Source organism: Paenibacillus algorifonticola (genome assembly GCF_000971975.1).
GTDB classification, from domain to species: Bacteria; Bacillota; Bacilli; order Paenibacillales; family Paenibacillaceae; genus Pristimantibacillus; species Pristimantibacillus algorifonticola.
In genome coordinates this window covers 169,682-194,025 of the sequence record NZ_LAQO01000017.1, presented here as the reverse complement: position 1 = coordinate 194,025, position 24,344 = coordinate 169,682, and the positions used below count along the sequence as shown (strand labels likewise).

22 protein-coding genes are annotated in these 24,344 nt (G+C 51.3%); 8 read left to right on the top strand and 14 right to left on the bottom strand.

The window, feature by feature from the left end; translation table 11 throughout:
* Positions 1-137: 137 nt before the first annotated feature.
* A complete protein-coding gene (locus WH37_RS33885) occupies positions 138-1,118 on the bottom strand; it encodes an ankyrin repeat domain-containing protein (RefSeq protein WP_052737141.1) in 981 nt (326 codons plus the stop codon).
* A gap of 191 nt (positions 1,119-1,309) precedes the next feature.
* Positions 1,310-1,573 (bottom strand): DUF7667 family protein, encoded by a 264-nt coding sequence (locus WH37_RS21985; RefSeq protein WP_231594317.1) that lies wholly within the window; start codon positions 1,571-1,573, stop codon positions 1,310-1,312.
* Between the two features lie 571 nt (positions 1,574-2,144).
* Here WH37_RS21985 and WH37_RS21980 point away from each other — a divergent pair.
* Positions 2,145-2,879: an MgtC/SapB family protein gene (locus WH37_RS21980; protein ID WP_046232773.1), complete on the top strand. Its 735-nt coding sequence runs from the start codon at positions 2,145-2,147 to the stop codon at positions 2,877-2,879.
* 329 nt (positions 2,880-3,208) lie between these two features.
* On the opposite strand, the gene WH37_RS21975 is transcribed toward WH37_RS21980, so the two are convergent.
* From WH37_RS21975 to WH37_RS21965, 3 genes are all read right to left on the bottom strand, one after another.
* Positions 3,209-3,631: a DUF1284 domain-containing protein gene (locus WH37_RS21975; RefSeq protein WP_046232772.1), complete on the bottom strand. Its 423-nt coding sequence runs from the start codon at positions 3,629-3,631 to the stop codon at positions 3,209-3,211.
* Between the two features lie 82 nt (positions 3,632-3,713).
* Entirely contained in the window at positions 3,714-4,529 is an 816-nt protein-coding gene (locus WH37_RS21970) for a GNAT family N-acetyltransferase (protein ID WP_046232771.1), read from the bottom strand.
* A gap of 28 nt (positions 4,530-4,557) precedes the next feature.
* Positions 4,558-5,439, bottom strand: coding sequence for an NAD-dependent epimerase/dehydratase family protein (locus WH37_RS21965; protein WP_046232770.1), 882 nt, complete (start codon positions 5,437-5,439; stop codon positions 4,558-4,560).
* A gap of 120 nt (positions 5,440-5,559) precedes the next feature.
* Between WH37_RS21965 and WH37_RS21960 the strand changes: the two genes are divergently transcribed.
* From WH37_RS21960 to WH37_RS21940, 5 genes are all read left to right on the top strand, one after another.
* Positions 5,560-6,237, top strand: a complete 678-nt coding sequence (locus WH37_RS21960) for a response regulator transcription factor (RefSeq protein WP_046232769.1) — start codon at positions 5,560-5,562, stop codon at positions 6,235-6,237.
* Positions 6,234-7,652, top strand: coding sequence for a sensor histidine kinase (locus WH37_RS21955; protein WP_046232768.1), 1,419 nt, complete (start codon positions 6,234-6,236; stop codon positions 7,650-7,652). Before WH37_RS21960 ends, WH37_RS21955 begins: the two co-directional genes overlap by 4 nt.
* A 97-nt stretch (positions 7,653-7,749) precedes the next feature.
* Positions 7,750-8,874 (top strand): ABC transporter permease, encoded by a 1,125-nt coding sequence (locus WH37_RS21950; RefSeq protein ID WP_046232767.1) that lies wholly within the window; start codon positions 7,750-7,752, stop codon positions 8,872-8,874.
* Positions 8,871-9,551 (top strand): ABC transporter ATP-binding protein, encoded by a 681-nt coding sequence (locus tag WH37_RS21945; RefSeq protein ID WP_046232766.1) that lies wholly within the window; start codon positions 8,871-8,873, stop codon positions 9,549-9,551. Before WH37_RS21950 ends, WH37_RS21945 begins: the two co-directional genes overlap by 4 nt.
* 156 nt (positions 9,552-9,707) lie before the next feature.
* The gene (locus WH37_RS21940) at positions 9,708-11,246 is read left to right on the top strand and encodes a hypothetical protein (protein ID WP_046232765.1); all 1,539 of its coding nucleotides are present in this window, start codon (positions 9,708-9,710) and stop codon (positions 11,244-11,246) included.
* 132 nt (positions 11,247-11,378) lie between these two features.
* Here WH37_RS21940 and rsgA read toward each other — a convergent pair whose 3' ends face one another.
* A complete protein-coding gene (gene rsgA, locus WH37_RS21935; protein WP_082110952.1) occupies positions 11,379-12,536 on the bottom strand; it encodes a ribosome small subunit-dependent GTPase A in 1,158 nt (385 codons plus the stop codon).
* A 596-nt stretch (positions 12,537-13,132) separates the two neighbouring features.
* Here rsgA and WH37_RS21925 point away from each other — a divergent pair.
* The gene (locus WH37_RS21925; protein WP_046232763.1) at positions 13,133-13,648 is read left to right on the top strand and encodes a nucleoside 2-deoxyribosyltransferase; all 516 of its coding nucleotides are present in this window, start codon (positions 13,133-13,135) and stop codon (positions 13,646-13,648) included.
* Between the two features lie 134 nt (positions 13,649-13,782).
* Here the strand turns inward: WH37_RS21925 and WH37_RS21920 are convergent, their stop codons facing one another.
* On the bottom strand, positions 13,783-15,504 hold the full coding sequence (locus tag WH37_RS21920) for a family 10 glycosylhydrolase (protein WP_046232762.1): 1,722 nt from the start codon (positions 15,502-15,504) through the stop codon (positions 13,783-13,785).
* A 120-nt stretch (positions 15,505-15,624) separates the two neighbouring features.
* On the bottom strand, positions 15,625-16,197 hold the full coding sequence (locus WH37_RS21915) for a hypothetical protein (protein ID WP_046232761.1): 573 nt from the start codon (positions 16,195-16,197) through the stop codon (positions 15,625-15,627).
* A 182-nt stretch (positions 16,198-16,379) separates the two neighbouring features.
* Here WH37_RS21915 and WH37_RS21910 point away from each other — a divergent pair, with 182 nt between their 5' ends.
* On the top strand, positions 16,380-18,377 hold the full coding sequence (locus tag WH37_RS21910; protein ID WP_074904810.1) for a DUF2157 domain-containing protein: 1,998 nt from the start codon (positions 16,380-16,382) through the stop codon (positions 18,375-18,377).
* 501 nt (positions 18,378-18,878) lie between these two features.
* On the opposite strand, the gene speD is transcribed toward WH37_RS21910, so the two are convergent.
* From speD to rlmN, 6 genes are all read right to left on the bottom strand, one after another.
* The gene (gene speD, locus WH37_RS21905) at positions 18,879-19,337 is read right to left on the bottom strand and encodes an adenosylmethionine decarboxylase (protein ID WP_082110950.1); all 459 of its coding nucleotides are present in this window, start codon (positions 19,335-19,337) and stop codon (positions 18,879-18,881) included.
* A gap of 2 nt (positions 19,338-19,339) precedes the next feature.
* A complete protein-coding gene (locus WH37_RS21900; protein ID WP_046232760.1) occupies positions 19,340-20,224 on the bottom strand; it encodes a carbon-nitrogen hydrolase family protein in 885 nt (294 codons plus the stop codon).
* A 14-nt stretch (positions 20,225-20,238) separates the two neighbouring features.
* Entirely contained in the window at positions 20,239-21,789 is a 1,551-nt protein-coding gene (locus WH37_RS21895) for a GNAT family N-acetyltransferase (protein WP_414812133.1), read from the bottom strand.
* 235 nt (positions 21,790-22,024) lie between these two features.
* The gene (locus WH37_RS21890) at positions 22,025-22,300 is read right to left on the bottom strand and encodes a hypothetical protein (RefSeq protein ID WP_046232758.1); all 276 of its coding nucleotides are present in this window, start codon (positions 22,298-22,300) and stop codon (positions 22,025-22,027) included.
* Between the two features lie 41 nt (positions 22,301-22,341).
* A complete protein-coding gene (greA, locus tag WH37_RS21885) occupies positions 22,342-22,824 on the bottom strand; it encodes a transcription elongation factor GreA (RefSeq protein WP_046232757.1) in 483 nt (160 codons plus the stop codon).
* 367 nt (positions 22,825-23,191) lie between these two features.
* Positions 23,192-24,283 (bottom strand): dual-specificity RNA methyltransferase RlmN, encoded by a 1,092-nt coding sequence (gene rlmN / locus WH37_RS21880; RefSeq protein ID WP_046232756.1) that lies wholly within the window; start codon positions 24,281-24,283, stop codon positions 23,192-23,194.
* Positions 24,284-24,344 lie beyond the last annotated feature (61 nt).

Sequence of the window (24,344 nt, the reverse complement as noted above, 5' to 3'; positions counted from 1 at the left end):
TGAAAAAACTCCCCTTACAGTAACAGGTTTTATTATTTCACCTGTCTACCGTATGGGGAGCATATCAGCTTGAGCGGAAGTCTTTGTTTTGTGGATTGCGGTTACGCACCGTTAACCGAATGCCCTATAGCGTCGAACTACGTTTCCGAGTCCGCATGCTCCTCTGGCTCATACTCACCGTTTAATATTCGGTCGATGAACGCTCCCGGCTTTTTCCGCAGCTTCGCCCATGTCGCGTCTGGCAGCAGCATCAGCTCCTGATGCTCCACATCGTAGCTGGCGAATTTCTTGTGCGCAGGCACCCAGACCAGCATGCCCAGCGCCGAATAATTGTCCATATCTACAAGTAAATTAAGCAGCTTGAGCCCCTGACATTCCAGTTCAGCAACGTCCAATACCGAACCAAATTCAATATAGGATACCTGCTCACAATCCGGCATTTCAACCCGGCTGCTCGCCTCTCCCAGATCGCGTATAATGGCGGCGGGAAGGCCTGCCTTTTTCAAGCGGGCTGCTTGGTTATCGAAATCATGCAGCTCCTTCGGCTCGTATGAATAGATGAGTTCCATCACTTCTTTGTGCTTGTAGCGCTTCGCATCAGTGTAAGCCCGCTCTCCATAGCTGTCTTTAATCGCCGGATCAGCTCCAGCCTCCAGCAAATAGCGAACGATAGGCAAATGCCCTATGCCGGCAGCTGCTTGCAGCGGTGTTCCGCCATACGGCCGCACCATATCCGGCTCATTAAAATTAACGGGTGCGCCTGCCTCCACCAGCATCTTGACCAAATCCAGACGTCCGCCCGCCGCACCGCGCAAAGCTAGACCGCCATGCGCGGCCACATCTATGCCGAGTGCCAGCAGCGCTTCGACCGCCTTAACATTGTTCCAACTGACGGCATGTGACAAAGCGGAGCTGCCCACATGATTAACCGCATTAATGTCCGCCCCCTGCTCCAGCAAAAACTCAAATACTGGACGCTTGCCCTGTTTCGAAGCGGCAACTATCGCTGGATTAGTTGAATCATTCAAATTCATGCCTTCGGAGATCAGCGTTTTTATCGCTTCTATATCTCCGCTCTTACTAGCTTGCACCATACGCTCGTCCCATCCAGTTTCCACTAAAGCTCCCCGCTTTCCTAAAAGAAATCATTGCTCCTCCCTCTATTTTACCCTTAATCGTTCCTGCAAGTGTATATGGCACTGCTGTCCTTTGGCGGCAATGACCGTTTTACGCAGAAATAGAAAAATACCGCTCCTCCAAACTGTCGTCGAGAGGAACGATATTTTGCGCTGCCTATTGGATTTAGCATTTATTCCGCACCTGCCGTGCCGGATTTTTTCCGCTTGCCCGTCAGCTGGAACTGCTCGATTTCCTTGCATATTTCATGCTGCCAATTTATGTCCTTGCTCATTGAGGCAAGCAGCGACATATTCGCCAAATAAGCGGCTTCACTGACATAATTCACGTTGAGCTGCTGGCATTGCTCCAGCTCCGTGGCTTCGTCTGGCGAAAGCTTTCGTTTTTTGCTTTGCAGCCACAGCTCTGCCATTCGCTGATGAAACGGGGTTACCACTTGCGACCACCACCCTATACGAGCCAGCGTACCCTTTTCAGCCGCAAAATATGCTTTATACTCTTCTATTTACGCCGCAGCTGCGCAAGAAGATCCTTCACTGAAGCCTCTCTTTGCACATGCTTACATATCAAACACATCAGTATTTATAAGTTTCGTTCGAATTAATCACCGTGTTAGCTCATTAACGGACTGGCCTTGTACGGGAGTGATTTTCATAGCATTTTTTTGATCAAATATATCATTATAGCGTTATTTTATTTCAATTTTACGTCCTTTTATTTCAGTTATTTTGCGCCATCGTACTGCGCGGGGGCGTTCTTTCTGCTAAACTGGTAGTAGGTATAGCGCTTTCATCGCACATGCTTTCCGGAATTTCCAGCTATTGACGCAGCGGTCATTCGATCGTATTATCGTTGATAAACCGCAGCAGTGATGACGGCATCATTATTAGCATAAGATGGGGAGGAAGCGTACTTGCGCGTAGATTTTCATTATTGTTTGAAAAATAGATTTTATGCTTTAACCCGGCTTCAGCCGCTGACGCCACTCTTCGGGAAAGGAGATTAACATGACGAATGCCGTTTCTTCCGTGTGGGAAATCAGCTATTATGAGCTGACCATTCGCCTGCTGCTCGCAGTCGTGCTTGGCGGGCTCGTCGGCCTGGAGCGCGAATTCGGCGGCCACTCCGCAGGGTTCCGTACACATATTCTCGTATCTTTAGGCTCTTCTACCGTCGTTTTGTTATCGATGTACGGGTTCGCTGCATTCGCGAATGAGCCTCGTGTTAATCTCGATCCGGCAAGGCTTGCCGCACAGGTCATTAGCGGCATCGGCTTTCTGGGAGCCGGCACGATTCTTCGCAAGGGCAATGGCATTTCCGGTCTGACAACGGCAGCCTCTTTATGGGTTGTAGCAGCCATCGGTCTATCGGTTGGAGCTGGATTTTATGTTGCAGCAGCTATCTCTACTACATTGGCGGTGATATCTTTGTTTGTGTTTAACAAACTGGAAAAAACATTTTCACGGACAAAACGTATTCATGAAATTAGATTTAAGCTGGCGAAGCACTCTTCCGGCTTGCAGGATATTGTCGCCACTTTCCATGAGCACGGCATGAAAATTCATAAGCTGAGCATATTGGATGATGACGATGATTCATCTGAGCAAATGGGCGGTTCAAAGACGATGAATGTCATTATTCAGGTGAAATTCAAAGGAACAAGCCTTTTCAGCGATCTAACGCTGGTCATGGCCTCCATGGATGGCGTTCGGGGCATGGAAATTAGCGGTGAACCGCTTTAATTATAGTGCGCAAGCCAGTTATAAACCAAGCTTCAGCTTAATTCCGTTACAATGATTATCATTTATCCAAAAAGAAGCAATCCCGAGTATTTAGCCTCTCGGGATTGCTTCTTCTTTTTTATTGCGCCCTCATCGTTTTAATAACAGTGATTATTGACAGCATAAGCACAGGAATGAGTACAGCTACAGCCTTATTAGCACCATCCAACAGTAACCAAGTACTAATACCTAAGTTAGACGCAGATTCAAAGTAAGGAGCCGGGAGCCCGTGTAATTTTAATATTACACTTCGACCCTTATTTATGATGCGACATTGAATTTACAATCATTTAGCTCGGCAGCTCCCTTAGCTCACGAGATTCGCGGATATGGCCGATGCCCTCCTGGCACATGCCGTATGGCTGCCACGGGCAGTCCGAGCATAGGCGGTTAATATCGTCAGGCACGATGCGGCTTGCGACTGTCTCGCACACATCAGACCATTTTGCCACACTGCCTATCGTTAATCCGACTTCTTGCAAAATGGCGTAATCCTTCTGATAGACGCTCTTATTCTGGCAATGGGAAGGCTTATCCGTCGGGAACGCCTTGCAAATATCGTCAGGACCATCAATGATTTCAATAACGGTATCAGGCTGCTGCCGCAGCTGCTCATATACAGCTGTCATATTGACGCAGAAGCCCTCCGAGTAGCCCTTGCCCCGATAACCGAGCAGACAAAATAAATGATGGCCCCGCAAACGAATATTCATGACGTTCCCTCCCGCTTCCCTCTTTCATTGTTAACCTAATCATATCACGAAGGTTAACATACTGGCGAGTGAATGGGCCATACTAGGTAAAGCGGTATTCAAAAATTTGTCCGCTGGGGCGAAAGCCGATATTGCGATACGCTTTGTTTGCGGCTGAATTTTGCACATCTGCATACAGCATCGGCTCCAAACCCCCATCGATAATAAAGGCGCTCACCTCTGCCACCACTGCACTGGCAAATCCCCGATTTCTCGCATCCAGCGCCGTATAAACCGCATTAATTCTAGCATGTCTTGCTGTACGATGGGCTACCGCTGCCATGGATACAATTCTCTCTGCCTCAACCCATACATATAAATCGCCTGATTCCACCATTTCCGCAGCAGCCGGAATTTGGCTTGCTACCTCTACCTGCTGACCATAAGCCTCCTGCGTGAACGCTGCAATGAAGCCCGCCACCGTCTTAATATCTTCCGTTTTCGCTTTCCTTATGGCACCCGCTACGCCCGAAGGTCGCCGTACGACCGGGCACCGATAGGCCTCCAGCTTTATGTGCAGACGCTGGCTCTGCCCTGTTAACGGCGGGTACACTCTAACGAAAAGTCCAGCCAGCTCTGGACTGCCCGATATCCCCGTCACTTCAACACCTTCTCTATACAGCTGCCCCGCCAGATTTCGAACCATTCCCTCACGAACCGCATCCGATAGCTCTGGCGCCATCCACAGCCAGCCACTATTGCCGGGCGTTTTTGCAAAAATCAACGTGTCGTCCGCCGTCTTCCAGCAGAGCTTCGTTTCCGAATCACAAATTCGGTAAATGATATTATAGGCGACCTCGTCGGCTAGGAAAAACGCCTTCTGCAGCACCGAATCATCCCCTTCAAACCTTACCAGCATCAGCCTCTTCTCCTCTTATAAAATCGCTTCATTCCTTAGCGTTTGCCAGCTCGCCAATCAGTTTCGGCAGCCAATCGTCTATGTGCTTAAATGCAAATCCTGCCGCTTCCGCCTTGCTAGTATCCATGTACCACGAAGCAGGCACACCAAACGGCGACTGATGCTCCTCGGACGCTTTTTCAACAATATTTGCACATTTACCCACACACTCGACGATAAGCGACATTAACTGATTCAATCGAATTTCGCCGTGAGAGCAGGCGTTGACCGGTCCTATAAGTTCTGATTTGCCCAGCCAAATCAAGAAATTGGCTGCTTCATCCGAGTTAATAAACGATAGTTTTGCATCAAGAGCCGGGATGATAATCGGAAAGCCTTTTTGCACATTTTCAATATGAAAGTGCAGCCGGCGGGTATAATCATCCGGCCCGAGGACGATCGGAAAGCGGACGGCCGCTGCCGGAAACGGCGCTTCCTGCATAAAAACCGCCTCAACAAGCCGTTTTCCGTCTGCGTAACTGAGGGAGGAGGACGCACCCGGCTCGGGGAGCTGACAAGTATATGGATCAAAAGCAAGCTCCGTTAGCGCTTCCTCACCAAACGGGTATACGCTCATAGAGGAAATGACGATATATTTGCCTGTACGCCCACTAAATATACGGATAGCCTCGCGTGCTTCCTGCGGCGTGTAGCAGATGTTGTCGTAGACGACGTCGAAGCTTGCCCCGCCAAGCGCTGTAGATAATGCCGCCGCGTCGGTTCGGTCGACACGTATACGTTTTACCGCATCGCCAAAGGGGTCCGGCTTAATGCCGCGAGTAACTATCGTAACTTCCGCCTGCTGATCAATAAGACGCTGCACAAGCTTTTTTCCGAAAAACTGCGTTCCTCCCAGAATCAATACCTTCACCTATCAGCACCTCCAACACTTTGAATTTTTGTATAGTTCCTGTATTGTAACATTATCGCAAATGCTACAGTTAGAAATATAAGGAAATTTTAATTCATTCGCTCTATTCGGGAGGTTACTATGAAAACGCTGCTTGTAGTCGATGATGATCCCCATATCCGCACGCTGCTGAGGCACTTTATGACGAAGGAAGGCTATCGCGTCGTTGAGGCAAAAGAGGGAGAGGATGCCCTGCATAAGCTGAAAGAGCATCCAGTGGATCTTGCGATACTAGATGTAATGATGCCGCGGATGGATGGACTGGAGCTTTGCGGGTACATTCGGACGAATTACGATATCCCCATTATTTTGCTGACGGCGCGGGAGCAGCTGACGGACAAGGAGCAGGGCTATTTACGCGGCACTGACGATTATGTCACCAAGCCGTTTGAACCGGAGGAGCTGCTGTTCCGCATTAAAGCGCTGTTTCGTCGTTATTCTATTTCCTCCAGCGACAAAATCCAGCTCGGCCGCCTCATCATCGACCGTAAAAATTACGAGATTGCTGATGGCGATGCCATGCTCCTGCTGCCGCTTAAGGAGTTTGAGCTGCTGGCGCAGCTTGCCGAGTACCCGGGTCGGCTGTTTTCCCGCGAGGAGCTCATTCGGCTCGTGTGGGCGGCGGATTATGAAGGAGATGAGCGGACGGTGGATGTGCATATTAAACGGCTGCGGCAACGTTTTGCTGCATATGATCAAGATTTTCGTATTACGACCGTGCGGGGCATCGGTTATAAGATCGAGGCAGCAGCGCTATGAAGTCGCTCTACTCTAGAGTTTTTCTAGTGGCAATGGCGGCGATTATTGGCAGCAGCTTCCTCGGGTTTCTGGTATCCAATCTTTATTATCATAACAAGCTCAAGCCCTATAACGATGCCAAGCTGACTAACATTGCCCTGCAAATGCAGCAGTTCGCCGAAGCTCAGCCGGAGCTGGCCTCTGCTTACCTAGCCAATGCGGCCGAGCTCGGCTATGAGATATTGCTGGCGGATGATCAGGGAGAGGAGCTTTTTTTCGGGCGTGCTTTTCGTGAAAAAGAGCTGGCGGATGACGTGCTGCGCAGCGTGCTCGCCGGCGGGCAATACCACGGCATCGCGGAGTTTCCCAATCAGCCGTTTATTACTGGCTTTTTCGATAACACGCTCAGCAATACGGTGGGCGTTCCGCTGCACTTGGAAGGCAAGCGATATGCGCTGTTCATACGCCCGGATGTCATTTTGCAATTTGGCGAGCTGCGCAGCTTTTTTGCGATGATCGGGCTGCTGACCGTCGCCTTCAGCCTGCTCTGCTTCCTGCTCAGCACCCGCTATTTGGTGAAGCCCGTCACGAGGCTGACGGAAGCGACACAGCGGATCGCACAAGGACACTATGCCCTTTCGCTGAATACGAAGCGCCGGGATGAAATCGGGCAGCTCGCTGCCCATTTTATGACGATGAGCCAGGAGCTGGAGCGGGTAGAGCAGGCACGGCAGGAGTTCGTCGCCAACGTCTCGCATGAAATCCAGTCGCCGCTCACCTCCATTCAAGGCTTTGCGCAAGCATTGGCGGAGAATGAATTGCCAGCTGGCGAGCGCACCCATTACGCCGCTATCATTGGCGAGGAAAGCCGCCGCCTTGCAGCACTCACCAAGGAGCTGCTGCTGCTCTCCTCGCTGGACCAAGCAGCGGAGGCGCTTCAGTACAAGCCCTTCAATCTGCGCACTCAGCTGCGACAGGTTGCGCAAGTGATGGAATGGCAGCTGACGGAGAAGGAGATTGCACTCAAAATCGCTGTCCCAAGCTCTCTATTGCTGGATGGGGATGAAATGCTGCTCTATCAGGTATGGATGAATTTGCTGTCCAATGCTGCCAAATATATCCCATCAGGAAGGGCGATCGAGGTGGAAGCCAAGCTGGAGCGCGGGCGCTGTGTCATTCGGGTCACCGATACGGGGGATGGCATCGGCAAGGAGCAGCTGCCGTTTCTGTTTGATCGCTTCTACCGCGCAGATCGGGCCAGAGAGCGAGGTAACGGTGGAGGCCCTAGCCCAAACAACCGTCCAGGTGACTCCGTCGGCTCCGGGCTAGGGCTCGCCATTACCCAAAAAATCGTCCACCTGCATAACGGGACAATTGAGGCAGCAAGCGAGCCCGGTCAAGGCACGACCTTCACCGTGACGCTCCCACAGCCATAACTGATCGTGTTTCGTTATCCTCATTTGTAATTTGCCGTTCATACGCCGTTCATTTTCACTTTTTACACTTGTGGCATCACAAGTAGGAGGAATGAGAATGTATTTGGCCCTTAGAGAAATGCGTTTTGCCAAAACCCGTTATTTGCTCATTATGGCGATTATGCTGCTTGTTTCCTTTCTGGTCCTGTTCGTAACCGGACTTGCGGGTGGACTCGCTTATGCGAATGCCTCTGCGGTCGAAAATATGCCTGCTACCCATTTCCTTATGCAGCAGGATGCGAGCCAACGCTTCGCCCGCTCCATCGTTGGGGAGAAGGAGCTTAACAAAGCCCGTTCGGTCGTTGGCGACGCGAATGCCCAGCGGCTTGGCGTGCAGATGACGACGGTAACAGGCGGAACGGACGGAATGAAAACAGACATTACGTTATTCGGTGTGGACATGGGCAGCTGGCTCGCTCCAACGGTCGTCTCCGGCTCAGCCGTCTCCAACACGGGAGCCGGCGAGGTTGTCGTAGACCGCAAGCTGGCGGAGGAAGGCATAACCGTCGGCAGCCTGCTGCACGACCAAACGACAGGACTCACTTGGACCGTTAGCGGCTTTACGGAAAATCAGTCGTTCAGCCATACACCTGCCGTATTTATGAACCTAAGCGACTGGCAGCAGTTGAAGCAGCAAATGGCAGGCAGAGCAGCAGCTGATCCCGCATTCGCCGCTCCCTTCAATGCCATTGCCATTCAAGCAACGGATGCAGAAGCGGAGCTGCTTTCACAGCAGCTTGAAGGTACGGCGATTATTACGAAAAAGCAAGCGGTAGCCAGTATTCCCGGCTACAAAGAAGAGCAAGGCTCGCTAATGATGATGATCAGCTTCCTGTTCGTCATTTCCGCTTTCGTGCTCGCCGTCTTCTTCTACGTCATTACCATTCAGAAAACGAGCCAATTCGGCATACTCAAAGCGATTGGCACCAAAACGTTCTATTTAGCGCGCAGCGTTGTGGCTCAAGCGCTCGTACTCGCTGCCGCCAGCTTAGCCGTAAGCTGCATGCTGGTCGCAGTCATGCAGGCGGCACTGCCCGCTTCGATGCCATTTCAGCTGTCCCCAGTGACGATCGGCTATACTTGCCTGCTGTTTATCGCCATGTCGCTGCTGGGCTCACTTGTTTCAGTCATTCAAGTGGCGCGAACCGATGCGCTGGATGCAATAGGGAGGGCTGCAGGATGACAGCGACAAAGCTTATGCTGAATGAAATTACACGGGTTTATCATGATGGCGATACCGAGCTGACCGTACTGAATAAGCTTTCCCTTGAGGTAAAGGCGGGCGAGCTCGTCGCGGTTATGGGGCCTTCCGGCTCTGGAAAAAGCACCTTTCTTTCGATCGCAGGGGCGCTTCTGACGCCAACGAGCGGCGAGGTGCTCATCGACGGCGAATCGCTTGCCGGCAAAAACGGGCAGCAGCTCAGCAAGCTGCGGCTGCATAACATCGGTTTTATTTTTCAAAGCGCTAATCTGCTTCCGTATTTGAAGGTGGAGGAGCAGCTGATGCTCGTCGCCAAGCTGGCTGATATGGATAAGCGGGCGGCTCAGGCCCGTTCAGCCATGCTGCTGGAGCGTCTGGGCCTGCTGCATCGCCGTTCAGCCTATCCGAATCAACTCTCCGGCGGGGAAAAACAGCGCGTTGCCATTGCGCGGGCCTGGATGAATGACCCGGCTATTTTATTTGCCGATGAACCGACGGCGAGCCTGGATGCGAGCCGTGGACAGGATGTTGTGGCGATGCTCGCCCGCGAGGTGAAAGCGGAGGGCAAAGCCGCCGTTATGGTTACGCATGATGAGCGGGTGCTGCATTTATGCGACCGCATTTTACATTTGAAAAATGGGGTATTGGTCAGCGCATAACCTGCGACACAACGACCATATGACCATGTATCAGCCGGATTTAAGCCCGCAGCCCTAGCTGTCCCAAGCAAGAACAGCCCCTTCGATGGACCGCTGCTCGCATCCTTTTTGGTATAATTTTCTTATGTCTGTGTTTCGTACCGAAAGGATGATAAGATGATCGCCAAGGCTGGAGATATTTATGTTGTATATGAAGAGCGGCTTCAGCAATATGCCGCCTGCCAGGTTATTAAGGTAAAACAGGAAGCTTCGAGCCGTCACAAAGGTTTAGCCGCCGTGCTGGAGCTGGATTGGCACAGCGACCAGCTGCCGACCGAGGACGAGCTGGGGCATATAAAGCCGCTCGTATGCAATTATTATTTTTGGAACGACCGCTGGGATTACTGCTTTGTAGATGCCAATGTGCCCAAGCATTACCGCCTTGTCGGCAATATTCCTCCGCTTATTCAAGCGGAATGCAACAGCTATGCCAGCTGGCGGACGGGGGACAGCTTGTATCGCCAGCTTCAGTGGGAGGCGATTCCCGCCGAGCTTCGCGCCCGTTTCAAAGCAGCAGCTGGCTCCGACGAAAAGGTGGACATTGCCGGATACCCGGTAAAGCTGTCGACAAGCACCATCCGCCAAGGGGCGCTGGAGCAGCTTGAGGACTGGTCGGAGCTGCATAAACTGCCCTGCTTGACTGCGATTCACACCTCCCACGCGTATAAGCCGGAGCTTATCGCCTATTTGCGAAGCACACCGTTTGTGAATGAGCTGCATTTGGACGATCCTCGTGCCACAGCGCTGGATTTCACCGGAACGAGCTTAAGCCGCCTTATTTTGAAGGCTGAACAAGTGGAATCGCTAACGCTTCCTAAAGGGTTGAGCCAGCTTTCCTTGGTCGGCACCATTTCCGAGAAGCTGCGTATTTACGCGGAGCATGATGGCAAGGAGCTTCTGCTCATGGTGGACAAGCAAGCGACAAGCCATTACGGGCTGAGCCAATTAGGGGCGCTGAATGTTCGCGGGGTGGCGGACATCGATTTAGCCGAGCTCGCCTCGCAGTTTCCTTATTTGCAGGAGCTGCGGATTTGGGGGGCTCCGGGGTACGCTGCGAATATGGGCAAAATCGTCAAGCTGATTGGGCTGCACACATTCACAACCTATGATTTGTTCGGCTTCTCTGGCGAGGAGTTTCCGCTGCCAGATACGCTGCCGCAGCTCAGCATGCTATGGCTGACCAGCCTTCCGGCAGATGCCGCCAAGACGATCAAAGCCCGCTATAAAAAAGCGGCCGCAAACGGCCTTGATCTCTCCGTCACCAAGCCTCGCAAGCCAGAATGGATGGCCGAAAATTTAACCAATCCGTTCCGCGACTGGGACGGCCGTGAGCCTATTACAAGCACCAACGCCAAAAAAGCGATGAATCTCTATAAAAAAATGCTGGGCGAGCTTGGGTCGCTGGAAAAGCAAGCCGCTTCCGGCGTGAAGACTGCGGAAGTACACGCTGCTCTGGCGGCGCTCGTGACGGATTTTACAGCTACACTCAATAAAATGGACAGCCGCAGCGGCTTCATCGAGACGATTGAGCGCGAGGAAATTTACGAGGTGCTGCACGATCTTCTGAAAAATACGAAGCTGAACCTCGCCGAATCCGGCATCGAGGTGGATTTGGGCAAGCTGTTCGACATTTTTGACGCTGAGCGAGATTTTTAAATCATAGCTCCAGCGTACGCTGGACGCGAAAAACCGCTTGTCTCCGGGCTTCCGGGGAGCAGGCGGTTTTTTGCCTTTTTCCAAACCTGTCTTAGCCTATTTACGGCCTATTTTCGGTTACTGTCGAGCTAGTTACTCATCATCTCCCATATCGCCCGCATAGGCTGAAGCGGTCCGTCTGCCCACCCGCGATTTGGCAGACACGCGCTTCTCCGCCTGCTTTTTCGTACGCCTGTTCACCGATTCCTCTTTACGTGCCATATGAGCGAGCTCCTTCTCCATCTTCTTGAAGTTGGCAAAGCGGCGCTGCTCCAGCGTTCCATCCGCAATCGCCTGCTTGACCGCACAGCCCTCTTCCCTTTCGTGACGGCAATCGTGAAAACGGCAGCTCGCAGCAAGCTCCCCAATATCGGAAAAGGTCGTATCCATGCCCTCATCCGACTCCCATAATTGCAGCTCCCGCATACCCGGCGTGTCAACGATAATCGCGCCGCTCGGCGTCACAAACATTTCGCGATGCGTCGTCGTATGCCGCCCTCTGGCGTCGCTTTCGCGAATTTGCTGGACACGCTGCTTCTCTTCATCCGCCAGCCAGTTAAGCAGCGTCGATTTGCCAACACCGGAGGAGCCGGTTATCGCTATCGTCTGCCCGGGGAGCAAATAATCAGCCAGTGCCTCCCGCCCCTGATTTTCAAAAGCACTCACGGCATGGACGGGAACACCAGGGGCTACACCCTCCACCAGAGCAGCATAATGATCGGGGTCATCACAAAGATCGGCCTTGGTCAGCAGCACAACCGGCTTCGCCCCGCTCTCCCAAACGGCGAGCAGATACCGCTCTATTTTTCGCAAATTAAAGTCCTGATTCAAGGCGTTCGTAATAAAAACATAATCCAGGTTGGCGCTGATCACCTGCACATCGACCCGCTGCCCCGCCTCCTTGCGCACCATCGCCGAGCGGCGAGGCAGAAGCGCATGAATAACGGCCCTCGCTTCACCGGGAAGCGGCTGCACCAGCACCCAATCGCCAACCGCTGGAAAATCTCCGCGATTGACCGCTTCAAACTCAAACTTTCCGGTGACAACAGCTGCCTGCTCGCCTGCTTCCGTCACAATTCGGTACTGATGCGAAAACTGCGCTACCACACGCGCCGCCACCAGCGGTACACCTCCTGCTCCTGCACGTTGCAGCTCCGCTTCCCAATGCTCATTCCAGCCATAGGCTTGCAGCAGCGTTTTTTGTTCCTGTGTTTCTGGTTTTTGCTTCGTTTCTTGGTTTTCCGGTTTCAATGTCAAATCGTATTCCTCCGTTTGTTAGATAATTATTTATATAGGTACAACAAAAAAGACCACAGCACGATCCTGCGGTCTTTTTCTCGCACAGCGATGCTAGGGAGCAACATCCGTACGCACAAGCGCAAAGGGCTGTCTCCACCTTTCGGTGGTCAAAGCCCCTTTCGCAGCCAAGCGTAAACGGGGGTCGCCGTCCTCTGGCGGCAAAGCCACCGTTTCGAGGGCGAAATATAAGCCGATTATAAGTATGAAACTTATAAATGCTTATATTTGAAAAAAAGTCCGCAAGACACCAACTTGGTCTCCTGCGGACACAAAAAAGCTTCAAAAGCGGCCCTGCTGCGCCTTCCCCCAGCATAAGCCTTCTGCTTTATCCATCTTCTTATCTTAAGTCCGTAGAGACCGACGCCATAACAATTAATCCTCTGCTCATTGTGCTCATATAACATCAGCCTCCTTCTTCAAATTAGTTCCAGTATAGACTTGGAAGACCAGCCAGTCAAGCCGGGCAGCCGCCTTTTTATTGCTAGTATATTTAGAAACGTAGTAGAATAAAGCTTAAAACCGTGCCACAGGCACGAAGGAGAATGGGAATGGACGAGACGACAACTGGGAAACTAAAAGTATATATGGCCGGCTTTGAGGTGTTTCGCACCGATGCCGTGGAGCTGGGCAAGCAAATGAAGGCGTTATGCGAGGCATACGGCTTTGAAGGTATTTTTCCACTGGATAAAGATATTAAGCCTTCACCGACAAAATGGGAGACGGCGCAGGCGATTTTCGCTGGCAACGTCAAGCTTGTGCAGAAGGCCGATGTCATCATCGCCAACTTGAACCCTTTTCGCGGGCATGAGCCGGATTCCGGCACTGTATTTGAGTGCGGGCTTGGCTACGCGATGAATAAGAAGCTGTACGGCTTCGTCAGCGACAAGCGCACACAGGCGGAGAAGCTGATGCCCGGAATTAATCCGCAAACCGGACTGTATCAGGATGGCATGCAGGTAGAGAACTTCGAGCTGCCAACCAACCTCATGCTGTCCGTTCCGCTTACGATTGTTGAAGGCGGGCTTGAGGATGCCTTGAAGCAGGCACGTCAGGACCTTTTATAAATCAGACGACTCAGACACGCTGCTGCTTGGAGGCAGATAAAAAACAGCCGCTGGTCCCTTTTCTTAAAAAGGGCACAGCGGCTGTTTTGGCTTTATTTTATAAATATAGAAGTGCGTTTGGATGCCGTTCTATCTTACTTCCCATAATAGCTTTTCAAAGCGTCAATAATGCCGAGCGGGTTTTTGCGCAGGTCTTTGGCGCTGAAATAAATATCGCCCTTCACCTCGGGATGACGCGCATTGTATTTCAGCTGCTTGATGATTTCCTCTGAAGTTTGCCACCCTGTTTCTTTCGTTCCAAGCTTGTATGCGGCATGGCCGATGTAAAGATCGACACCCGTGTTCGCTACTTGGGCTGCCCACCAATCCACCACTTTATCATAACGCGCTGCGGAGAGCGACATGCTCCAATACACTTGAGGAGCGACGTAATCGATCCAGCCCTGCTTGACCCATTTGCGCACATCGGCCGACATGCTGTCGTATGCAGTCACTCCTGCATTCGTATCGGAGCCGTTCGCATCCTGCGATTTGTTGCGCCAAACACCAAAGGGGCTGATGCCAAAATCAACCGTCGGCCTGACGCTGTGAATGGACTCGTCCAGCTGCTGCACGAACTCATCAATATTGCTGCGTCTCCATTCCGCTTTGGTCGCCAGCTTCTTGCTGTTATAGGTCTTGAACGTTGCATCATCGCTCAGCGCAATGTTGGATGGATAAAAATAATCGTCCAAATGTACGCCATCGATATCGTAATTGTTTACCACTTCCATAATGACATCAATAACATGCTGCCGTGCTGCCGGAACGCCCGGATTAATAAGCAGCTGCGAGCCGGAATTCAGTACCCAGTCGGGATGCTCCACCGCTACATGATTGGAAGCGAGCTTGCTCGTATCTGTATCCGTATTCGCCCGGAATGGATTGAACCATGCATGGAACGTCATACCGCGACGATGCGTCTCATCAATCATAAATTGCAGTGGATCGTATGTCGGCGCTACTCCTTGCTTGCCAGTAAGCACTTTCGACCAAGGTACAAGCGTCGACGGGTAAAGCGCGTCGGCAGATGGACGCACCTGTACGAATACGGCATTCATCCCCATCGCTTGCACATCATCGAGCAATGCCTTGAATTCTTTCTCTTGTACAGCCTGTTTTCCATAGGAAGCCGTTGAAGGAAAGTCTAAATTGTAGATCGTCGATACCCAAACCCCTCTTAATTCCGTTCCTGCTGCGGGAGTCGGTAAGACTACCGGCGGCAGCGGCTCTGTTGTAGCAACAGGCGTCGAGGTCGGGATAGAAGTTGGTACCGGAGTCGCAGTTGGATTCGGCTTCGCGGTGGTCGATGGTGTTGGAGCAGGCGTTGCCGCCGGACTCGCTGGCGTGCTTGGAACGGGGCTAACCGTATCTTTGTACAGATTAACCACCTTGGCTTCATTATCCCATTTCACAGCAACGCCCAGCTGATTGCTGACAAAACGGAGCGGCACCATGACTCGCCCGCTCACGGTCTGAACCGTCGCATCGAGCGTAATGACGCTGCCATTCACGAACACACTATTTTGGCCCGAAATCATTGTAATAATGGTATCGTCCTGACTAATCGTTGCCTGCTTAGCCGCCTGCGACCATCTGACCTCTGCGCCAAGACTTTCACTAATAACGCGCAGCGGCACCATCGTTACGTTCAAATCCTCACGAAGGTAGGGAGGCACATCGCTGCTTACCACTTCGCCATCCAGCACAATTTGAATCGTCGGCGCAACAGCAGCCTGTACAGAAGCAGGCGCAACGCCCGCCGGGATCATCAACATAACGAATAATAAGAGCAGAAGCCCCCGTTTGAATCTCATTTCCGTAAACCTCCAGCTTTTTAGTCATTTTTTCCTCTGCATACACTGAAAATATAGACGCTCCTTATCAAGATGAAGTTGCGTTTTACTGTAAAAAAGCAAACTGGTGATATTGATCGCTTAATCTATAACGGCGATTTTGTAGCCGCCTTCTTTGCTTTTTTGGAAGGTGTAGGTCATCGCGCTGTTCTCTTCGAAACCTGCCTCAGACAATAAATCAACCCTGACAGTGACATTGATATTGCCCGACTCGAAGTAAGTGACATCATCAATCCCAGTAAAATAATATTGATAATAGCTCAAATAGAATTGAAACGGGTCCGCATGCGCCTGGTCAAGAAAGGTGTTGTTAAATGCCTTCTGATCCTGCTTCAGCAGCGCCTCCAAATTCGTTTGCAGCACTTCCGCCATCCCTTGCTCCTGCAGCTGGGATTGAGACGCCTCCCAGTCAATGTCCATCCCCGGCTCAAAATCGGCGCTCGCCTTTTCCGGCGAATCAGCCGCCTCGCTCGGGCTTGAAGCTGCGGAGGAGCCGGGCTCCTGCGCTGCACCAGCTTCCGGCACTGGCGTCGCTTCAGGTGCTGCCGTGATGGCTGATGCCGCTGTACTGGCCTGCGGCGCATTCCCGGCTGCGGAGCAGCCTGTGAGCAGCAGAAGACAAACAGCTGCTGCCTGCATTATTTTCAGAACCACAAGAAACCAACCCCTTCTCATATCTCATATTCCTTCTACTCCTATGATCTAAACGCCAAAATCAGGAAAATAGTTTCAACCTCAGCAGGTCGATTCGGTACTACAAAAAGTGAGTACTAGTTCAAAGGGAAACAGGAGAATATAATGAGGCGTATACTCTCAGGGAAAGGCAAGTGAACGCTATGCTGCGTGTAAATATGATACGAATGGGCTTCTTGATGGGCATTGCATTGCTGCTTGCGGCTATCTTCTATTTATTCGCTGCGAATTGGGACGGACTCAGCAGCTCTCACAAAATGCTGACCTCCGCCGGATTCGTTTTATTCTTCTATGTGCTGTCTTTCGGCTTCTCCCGGAGCAAGCTCCCGCTAGGCTTGACCGGTTTTTTGAGCGGCATATTCCTCGTCGCAGGCTGCATCGCCTTTGGAGCAGCAGCAGCGCTTGCTGACCAAATCTATAACCTGCAGCAGCCCCCTTACGTCATTTGTCTAATTTCATTGCTGCCAAGCCTGATGCTCGCGTGGATTACGCGATACAAGCCGCTATATGTGCTGACTTATATACTGGCGCATTTTACGCTGTATTTTTTATTCGATTATCGTTTGTTTACGCCGAATGTGGAGATGAATACACTGCTAGCTGACTCCACTTTTGCGGCGTTCAATCTAGCTTTGTTCCTGCTGGCGCAGACCAAGCGGCTTGCTTCTGAAATCGTTCGTCTGGCAAGCTTTGTGATGCTACACATTTCGCTGCTTAATCTCGCTGGCGCCTTTGACCATGCTGGCCTATCGCTCTTCATGAATGCTTTGGATATCGCCGTCATTGCGGCCTGCTTCTATTATTTCATGCGCATTCGTCTTGATAAAACGATGCTGACCCTTACCGCACTCGCTGCATCCGCTTATACGGTGGCAAAATTCATCCGTTTCTCGCTGGAAACCGAATCCGTCTTTCGTTTCGTTCTCGGCATCGTGTTCGTTATCGTGCTGCTTACGGCTAACGTGCTGTTTTTCCGCTATATGAACAAGCTTGGCAATAAAGCTTCTACTGCTGAAAGAAATACGGAAGATTATAAAGAGTCTGCTGTGGAAGCTGCAGCGCAGCCCGTGAATGGCGCAGCAAGCCGGACCACTGACCATCATCTGCTGGGCAGCATCGTGTCAACAATCATTACGATTGTCGGCATCATTATCGGCAGCATTTCAGTTATTGGTCTTGTCGTGCTGCTAACGGATGAAAATGGGCCGATTAAGACGCAATATGCCCTTTATGCCTTATCGCTGCTGTTCATCGTACCGATGCTTCTGCTGCCACGCGTAAATGCAGTCGTTCGCTATACGGTGTTTACGGTTGGCTTCGCCATGGGGCTCGTATCCATCGCCTGGATCGAAAAAACCCCGCTGAGCATCATTTTCTTGGCTATTGCCATCATCAGCTGGCTTCGCCTGCAAGGCCGCATGCAGCATTTAATCACCTATATGCTGATGAATATTGCCGCCGCTATTGTGCTTTATCAGCTATTCCAAAACATGCACGATGCTTATTCCAGCATCATCATTTCATTGACCGTGCTTAATGCAGCGGCATACGGCAGCTCATACGTCGGAACGAATGGCGAGCGGCGCATACATCTGAGGGAAGGCAGCCTGCTGTTCAGCTTTATTTTCCTCTTATGGGTGACATCACTGGACCCGGTATTTGCTTATTCGGTGGCGCTGTTTAATGTGCTGGCCTTCATCCTGCTAACAGCTGCGGTGTTCCTATTCATCAAGCGCGAACAAATGCTGGAAACAGCGGGCAGCTTCTTCTTCTGGCTCCTCTTTCTCGCGATCAAATATTACGATTATCTGTGGACGCTGCTGAACAAATCAGTCACGCTTGCGCTGCTCGGCATTATCGCACTCGGCCTTTCCTACTGGTTCGCACGCCGCCTGTTGAAGGGTGGAAACCACTATGAGGGAAGCGGTAAAATCGACTTTTTCGTTGGAAAAAGTGTCTGGCTCATCGCCGCAGTCGTACTGCTCCAGCTAGGCTTCATCGGTTACCAGACAGCTGCCAATGAGCGGTTACCTAGCCGTAATAACCATGCGTCAGCCCTTGCTGCTCCTGCCAACGATGCGGTTTCCGTCGTCACTATTTCCGCCGTACGGTCTAGTGGTAGCTACATGAGCTACTCATAGCCACATCGGCTAGCAATCCCAGCAAGCAGTTGAATCATACGCATATGCGCATCACAAATAGCATCAAGCCTGCTGCTTGACGCTATTTGTTTATTAGGAGCGCGCTCTTGTTAATCTCAAAAGAGCGGAGCACCTGGTCGCTTGTTCATTCTAACGGACAGGAAATCCGCTATTTGAGGAAACGAGGGGTTAAATCTAAATGAGCGGACTACACATCCGTTATTTCTCTAAAACGGCATATACAGAACAGGAAAACAACAGAATAAGGTCCCTGGTGTCCGCATAAGTCCAAAAGCCGTTAATTTATCCGAAATAACGGCTCTGGTGTCCACCTACTGTAGGAATTCGGCGAAATCATTCGCATACGCATAGGCATTCACATAAGTTCACGTTTTCACTTGCAGGAAGAGCCCTAGGCGATTTCGCGGCAGCTGAAACCGGAAGCCGACTGGTACGAGGAGCGCACTAGGGCTAGGGCTAGGGCTAGGACCACAACTACGATTACGGCTTCACTGTCCCTTCCCCCCGCTCTCTCCCAAGGACCGAAGCTGGAATTGGCGAGTCACACTCCTCGCGATTCGCAAGCGGGAAGCGGCTGATGACCAGCTCGCCCATCCCCCTCGTTATTTTCACCTCAGCCGTTTCCTGCGGTTGAAGGAAAACAAGCATCGCCTGAATCGCAACATGAGGATCGACGGTATCGCCGCAGGTGTAGCAGTCGAGGGCGGCGAAGCCCTTTTCGGGATACGTATGGATCGACATATGGCTCTCGGACAGCATGACGAGCACCGTCGCGCCCTGCGGCTCGAACTGCTGGGCCTGCACAGATAAAATCGTCGCGCCGCTCGCTTCTGCTGCTTGTACCATCTGCTGACTCAATAGATCAGCGGCGTTCAAATGCTCGAATGCAATGCCCCAAGCATCCATTGCAACATGGCGGCCATACGTTGAATATTCCATCATCAGCACTCCCTCAGCAGCCTATTTTCTTGTTGTTGATAAAGGGCAGGACGGCGGTCATAAAAAGGAGCGACCAGCCCCTGCTCCCGATTCGTGCGCAGCATGGAAAAATCCAGCTCGCCCATCACAAACATGTCCTGATTCAGCTCACCTGTCTCCAATATGCCATCCTCGGCAAAAGGAACATCGCAGGGCGTAAACAGCCCTGCTTGGCAATAACCGCGGTCAACCTGCGGACGATCCTCGCTCAGCTCCCCAACGATGCCGCTAAGCGCAACGAACAGCTGGTTCTCGATCGCCCGCGCCTGCGCACAGAGGCGCACCCGGTAATAACCGAAGGAGGTGTCCGTGTAGGACGGACATAACAGCAGCTCCGCGCCTTGATCGGCAGCAAGCCTTGCCAGCTCGGGAAACTCGATATCGTAGCAGGTCAGCATCGCAAGCTTGCCCCAGCTTGTTTCCACCACATTGAGGCTGTCCCCCGCCGCCAGCGGCCAGCGCGTCTGCTCCTCAGGCGTGAGATGCAGCTTGCTCTGCGTCTCTATTCGTCCGTCTGGGAAGAACAGGAATGCTTTGTTGAAAAACTTCCCGTATTCCTTGCAAATATGGGTGCCGCCCAATATCATCAGGCCCTGCTCGCGGCTATTTTTTTGCATCAAGGCCATATAATCGTCGGTGTAGCTGTCTAAGTAACGGCAGGCTGCTTCATGATCCATTTCCTCAGTAAAGCCCAGCAAATGTGCGGTCATATATTCGGGAAACACGATAAGATCCGCGCCCCGTCCCGCGGCCTCCTGAGTGGTAGCCGTGATTTTTCGCCAAAATTCCGCTTCGGTCGTGATGCCCGTCAAGCTATATTGCACAGCTGCAACCATAAATGGCCTCATAAGCGCCTCCTATGCTACGAATGAATTTGCAAGGAATAAATGTCCGTCCTGCGGTCGCGGAACGTCAGCACATCCTTGGACTTGCGGTGGCGCTGCAAAATTTCCATATCGACTTCGACCATGATGACCGTCTCTGTATTTTCGCTGCACTCTCCGGCAATGCCGTCGCGCGGGAACGAGAAATCTGCTGGCGTATAGACGCCGGACTGCGCATATTGAATATCGACATTGTCCACATGCGTCAAATTGCCGACCGTTCCCGAGGTGACCGTAAACACTTGATTTTCAATCGCCCGCGCCTGCGCGCAATATTTAACCCTTAGATAAGTCTGGCGATCCTCCGCACAAAAAGGGATAAAAATCAACTGCGCACCCGCTTCCGCCACGGCCCGCGACAGCTCTGGATATTCAATGTCGCTGCTCAGCTGAATGGAAATTTTGCCGCAGTCGGTATCGAACACCTCCAGTCTGTCGCCTCCGTTGATGCCCCACCATTTGCGCTCATTTGGCGAAATATGCAGCTTGTACTGCTGCTCGATCGTCCCATCGCGGCGGAATAAATGCCCCACATTGTAAATGCGGTTATTCCGCTCCACAAAATGCGAGCCGCCGATAATATTCACATTGTATTTAACGGCAAGCTCGGTGAACAGCTCCACGTATTCAGCTGTGAATGTCGTCAGCTTGCGCACCGCAAGGCTGGGCGACCGGTCATCGAGGAAAGAGAGCAGCTGCATCGTCACATTTTCCGGAAACACGACAAAATCTGATTTATAATCGGCCGCTACATCGACATAATGCTCGCATTGGGTCGCAAACTCCTCGAAGGAATCGATTTTTTTCATCATATATTGCACGACGCAAATGCGCACTGGAAACGAGAGCTTGTAATGGATTTTGCTGCTGCTCGGCTTGTAATCGATATTGTTCCATTCCAGCAAGGAGGCATAGCTCATGGAATCGTCATCATCGGGCAAATAGTTCGTCAAAATCCGCTTAAGCGTAAAGCCATTCATCATTTGGAACGTCAGCACCGAATCATAAATGTTCTGCTGCAGCACTTCCTCCGCATACTCCCGCGGCGTCAGCTTGTCGCTGTATTTGTGATAGCCGGGAATGCGCCCCCCGACAATAATGCTTTTTAAATTAAGCTGCTCGGCCAGCCGCTTGCGCGCTTCATACAGCCGTCTGCCGATTTTCATCCTTCGGTATTCGGGATGCACCATAACCTCCATCCCGTATAGGCTCTCGCCGCGCGGGTTATGGTTGCGGATAAAGCCTTTATCCGTAATTTCCGAATACGTATGCTGCTCCAAATAGTCGTCGAAGTTAACGATCAGACTGGAGCAGGAGCCAATAATTTCGCCATCCAGCTCCACGCAAATTTGCCCTTCTGGAAAAATGCGGAGATGGCTCTCGAGCTGGACTTTTTTCCACGGGGCCATATTAGGGAAGCAAATGAGCTGCAGTGCAATAATCTGGTCGATATCTGCCGTTTCTATATTGCGGATGATCATCTTCTTCTCAAATTGAGCAATCGGATCGGCTGTCATAGAACGCCTCATTTCATTATTTGTCCTTAGTATACGTTCGAAAGTTTATAGCTGTATTAGAGTACGGTAAATGCTTTGTAAACTTCGCTACATTAGCATTGCCGATTTTATCGAAAATATATGAGAAAAAGCCCGGCGCACAGGCTGCTTTCCCCAAAAGGGAAGGCTTCCTGCGCGCCGGGCTTTTTCCACGGCAACTCTGTATGTTGTAATTGAAGGTTATGCAGTCAATTCCAGCTTGATCGCCTTAGTCGATTTTTATAACGCGACCCTTGTCGTCGAGAATAAACTTCGCTTTTCTGACCGTATCCTCTTTGACCATGCGTACGGAACGAACTGATGGATCGGAGTCATCCAGCTCCGTCTTCCAGCCCGCTGTATTCACCAGAGCAAGCACCTGCTCAAAATCCATATCCTTGTAGCCAAAAAAGCCGCTTTGTCCCGCCCATTCCTTGAGCAGCACCGTTAGCTTATGATTCAGCTTTTCTTCTACTGTCGTATGAACGATTTTTTTTCTAGCCATTGTCCATGTCTCCTCTGTTTGATCACGAATAAGCTCTTGCGCTACGCCTTAATTTCGAGCAGCTCGTATTTAATGATGCCCATTGGTGCATTTACACTGATAATGCTGCCTACTTCCTTGCCCATCAGCTCTTTGCCGAGCGGGCTTTCGTAGGAAATTTTATTGCTTGCTACATCAGCTTCTTCTGTACCGACGATTTTGTATTCCAGCTTCTCCGCGAACTCAACATCATTCAAAATAACGGTGAAGCCAATGTTGACTCGACTCGTATCCAGCGCTTCCACGTCAATGACGCGTGCCTTCTTGAGCATTTTTTCCAAAATAATAATTCGGGTTTCCATGAAAGACTGGTCATTTTTAGCTGAATGGTACTCGCTGTTTTCCTTCAAATCGCCGTAGCTGATTGCCAGCTTGATCCGGGCTGCGAGCTCCTTGCGCTTCACATATTTGAGATCGTCAAGCTCCGCTTCCAACTGGGCAAGCCCCTCTTGCGTTAATATAATTTCTTCTCTATCTTTCGACATCTTAACAGCTCCTGTCCAGCATTCTATTGTTCATTCTAACCTAATTTGCGTCAAGTTGCGAAGACTGCCTTATGTCAAACGCCACTTCACAAGGTGAAACGGCTGTCGCCATCCTTTGGTGGCGCGGCGCGTTTCAGTCCGAGAAATTTAGAGAAAGGATAGCGTTATGTTATACTTTCCTATATTTCAAGCGTAAACGGCTGTCGCCGTCCTCTGGCGGCAAAGCTGCCGTTTCGAGGGTGAAATATAAGCCTAGAATAAGTGTGAAACTTATAAATGCTTATATTTTAGAAAAAGCATTCCCTGCCGCCTGTAAAAAAGCAGTCGGAAATGCCCGTATGCCTTGCTGCTGTCAGCCTGCTATGTGCTATCTCGCCGCGCTTTCCTGCGGCACTGGATCCTCTGATGCCTTGATCTGCTTGCTCCGAAGCTGTCCACAGGCAGCATCAATATCCGTGCCATGCTCCAGACGAACGCTGCAGCTGAGCCCATTTTTCTTAACCGTATCATAGAACGCCCGAATCGACTCCGGCTCGCTGCGCTGATACTGGCTATGCTCGTCGACCGGATTATAAGGAATGAGGTTCACATTCACGAGCGCCCCTCTGCCTGCAATAAGCTCTACCAGCTCAAGCGCATGCTCCACCTGATCATTCATATCCTTAAGCAAAATATATTCGAGCGTAATTCTCCGCTTCGTCTTCGCCAAATAATAATCGATCGCTTCCATCAGCTTCTCGATCGGCAATGCGCGGTTGATCTTCATAATATGCGTACGCAGCTCATTATTCGGAGCATGCAGCGAAATCGCCAGATTGACGCCGAGATCGTTGTCGGCGAAATCCATAATTTTTTTGGTCAAGCCACTCGTCGAAACGGTAATATGCCGCGGGCCAATCGCCAGCCCCTTATGATCCTTGATGACTTGCAGAAAATCGACCAGATTCGTATAGTTGTCGAACGGCTCGCCGATGCCCATAACGACGAGATGGCTGACGCGCTCGCCCTGCTGCTCCTGATCCAGATACAGCTGCGCCTTCATCACCTGCTCGACAATTTCACCGCTCGTCAGGTCACGGCTCTTCGCCAGAAGTCCGCTCGCACAGAAGCTGCAGCCAATGTTGCAGCCCACCTGTGTCGTCACACAGACGGATAAGCCAAACTTATGCCGCATCAGCACGGTCTCGATCAGATTGCCGTCGCTCAGCTTGAACAGGAACTTGCGCGTACCGTCCGCCGATTCCTGAAGCGTATGCTCAGCCAGCGTCTGGATGGCAAAATGCTCTTCAAGCACCTTCAAGCATTCCGGATTTACATCCGTCATTTCCTCGAATGACGTGACCCGTTTCCGGTACAAATACTCCCACACCTGCGTCGTGCGGAATTTCTTATGTCCAAACTCCAGCAGCCAGGCGGTTAGCTGCTCAAAGGTTAATCCATAAATGGATGGTTTCATCATGATTGTTCCTCTTTCCACTACATTGAACGACCGATCCGTTCTTCTTTTCATTATTGTCCCA

Coding starts and splice junctions, on each gene's coding strand:
- WH37_RS21925 (WP_046232763.1), top strand. CDS start 13,133: ATGGACGAGACGACAACTGGGAAACTAAAAGTATATATGGCCGGCTTT.
- WH37_RS21945 (WP_046232766.1), top strand. CDS start 8,871: ATGACAGCGACAAAGCTTATGCTGAATGAAATTACACGGGTTTATCAT.
- WH37_RS21895 (WP_414812133.1), bottom strand. CDS start 21,789: ATGAGGCGTTCTATGACAGCCGATCCGATTGCTCAATTTGAGAAGAAG.
- WH37_RS21980 (WP_046232773.1), top strand. CDS start 2,145: ATGACGAATGCCGTTTCTTCCGTGTGGGAAATCAGCTATTATGAGCTG.
- WH37_RS21920 (WP_046232762.1), bottom strand. CDS start 15,504: ATGAGATTCAAACGGGGGCTTCTGCTCTTATTATTCGTTATGTTGATG.
- speD (WP_082110950.1), bottom strand. CDS start 19,337: ATGGAATATTCAACGTATGGCCGCCATGTTGCAATGGATGCTTGGGGC.
- WH37_RS21890 (WP_046232758.1), bottom strand. CDS start 22,300: ATGGCTAGAAAAAAAATCGTTCATACGACAGTAGAAGAAAAGCTGAAT.
- WH37_RS21910 (WP_074904810.1), top strand. CDS start 16,380: ATGCTGCGTGTAAATATGATACGAATGGGCTTCTTGATGGGCATTGCA.
- WH37_RS21960 (WP_046232769.1), top strand. CDS start 5,560: ATGAAAACGCTGCTTGTAGTCGATGATGATCCCCATATCCGCACGCTG.
- WH37_RS21950 (WP_046232767.1), top strand. CDS start 7,750: ATGTATTTGGCCCTTAGAGAAATGCGTTTTGCCAAAACCCGTTATTTG.
- rlmN (WP_046232756.1), bottom strand. CDS start 24,283: ATGATGAAACCATCCATTTATGGATTAACCTTTGAGCAGCTAACCGCC.
- WH37_RS21975 (WP_046232772.1), bottom strand. CDS start 3,631: ATGAATATTCGTTTGCGGGGCCATCATTTATTTTGTCTGCTCGGTTAT.
- WH37_RS21955 (WP_046232768.1), top strand. CDS start 6,234: ATGAAGTCGCTCTACTCTAGAGTTTTTCTAGTGGCAATGGCGGCGATT.
- WH37_RS21940 (WP_046232765.1), top strand. CDS start 9,708: ATGATCGCCAAGGCTGGAGATATTTATGTTGTATATGAAGAGCGGCTT.
- greA (WP_046232757.1), bottom strand. CDS start 22,824: ATGTCGAAAGATAGAGAAGAAATTATATTAACGCAAGAGGGGCTTGCC.
- WH37_RS21970 (WP_046232771.1), bottom strand. CDS start 4,529: ATGCTGGTAAGGTTTGAAGGGGATGATTCGGTGCTGCAGAAGGCGTTT.
- WH37_RS21900 (WP_046232760.1), bottom strand. CDS start 20,224: ATGAGGCCATTTATGGTTGCAGCTGTGCAATATAGCTTGACGGGCATC.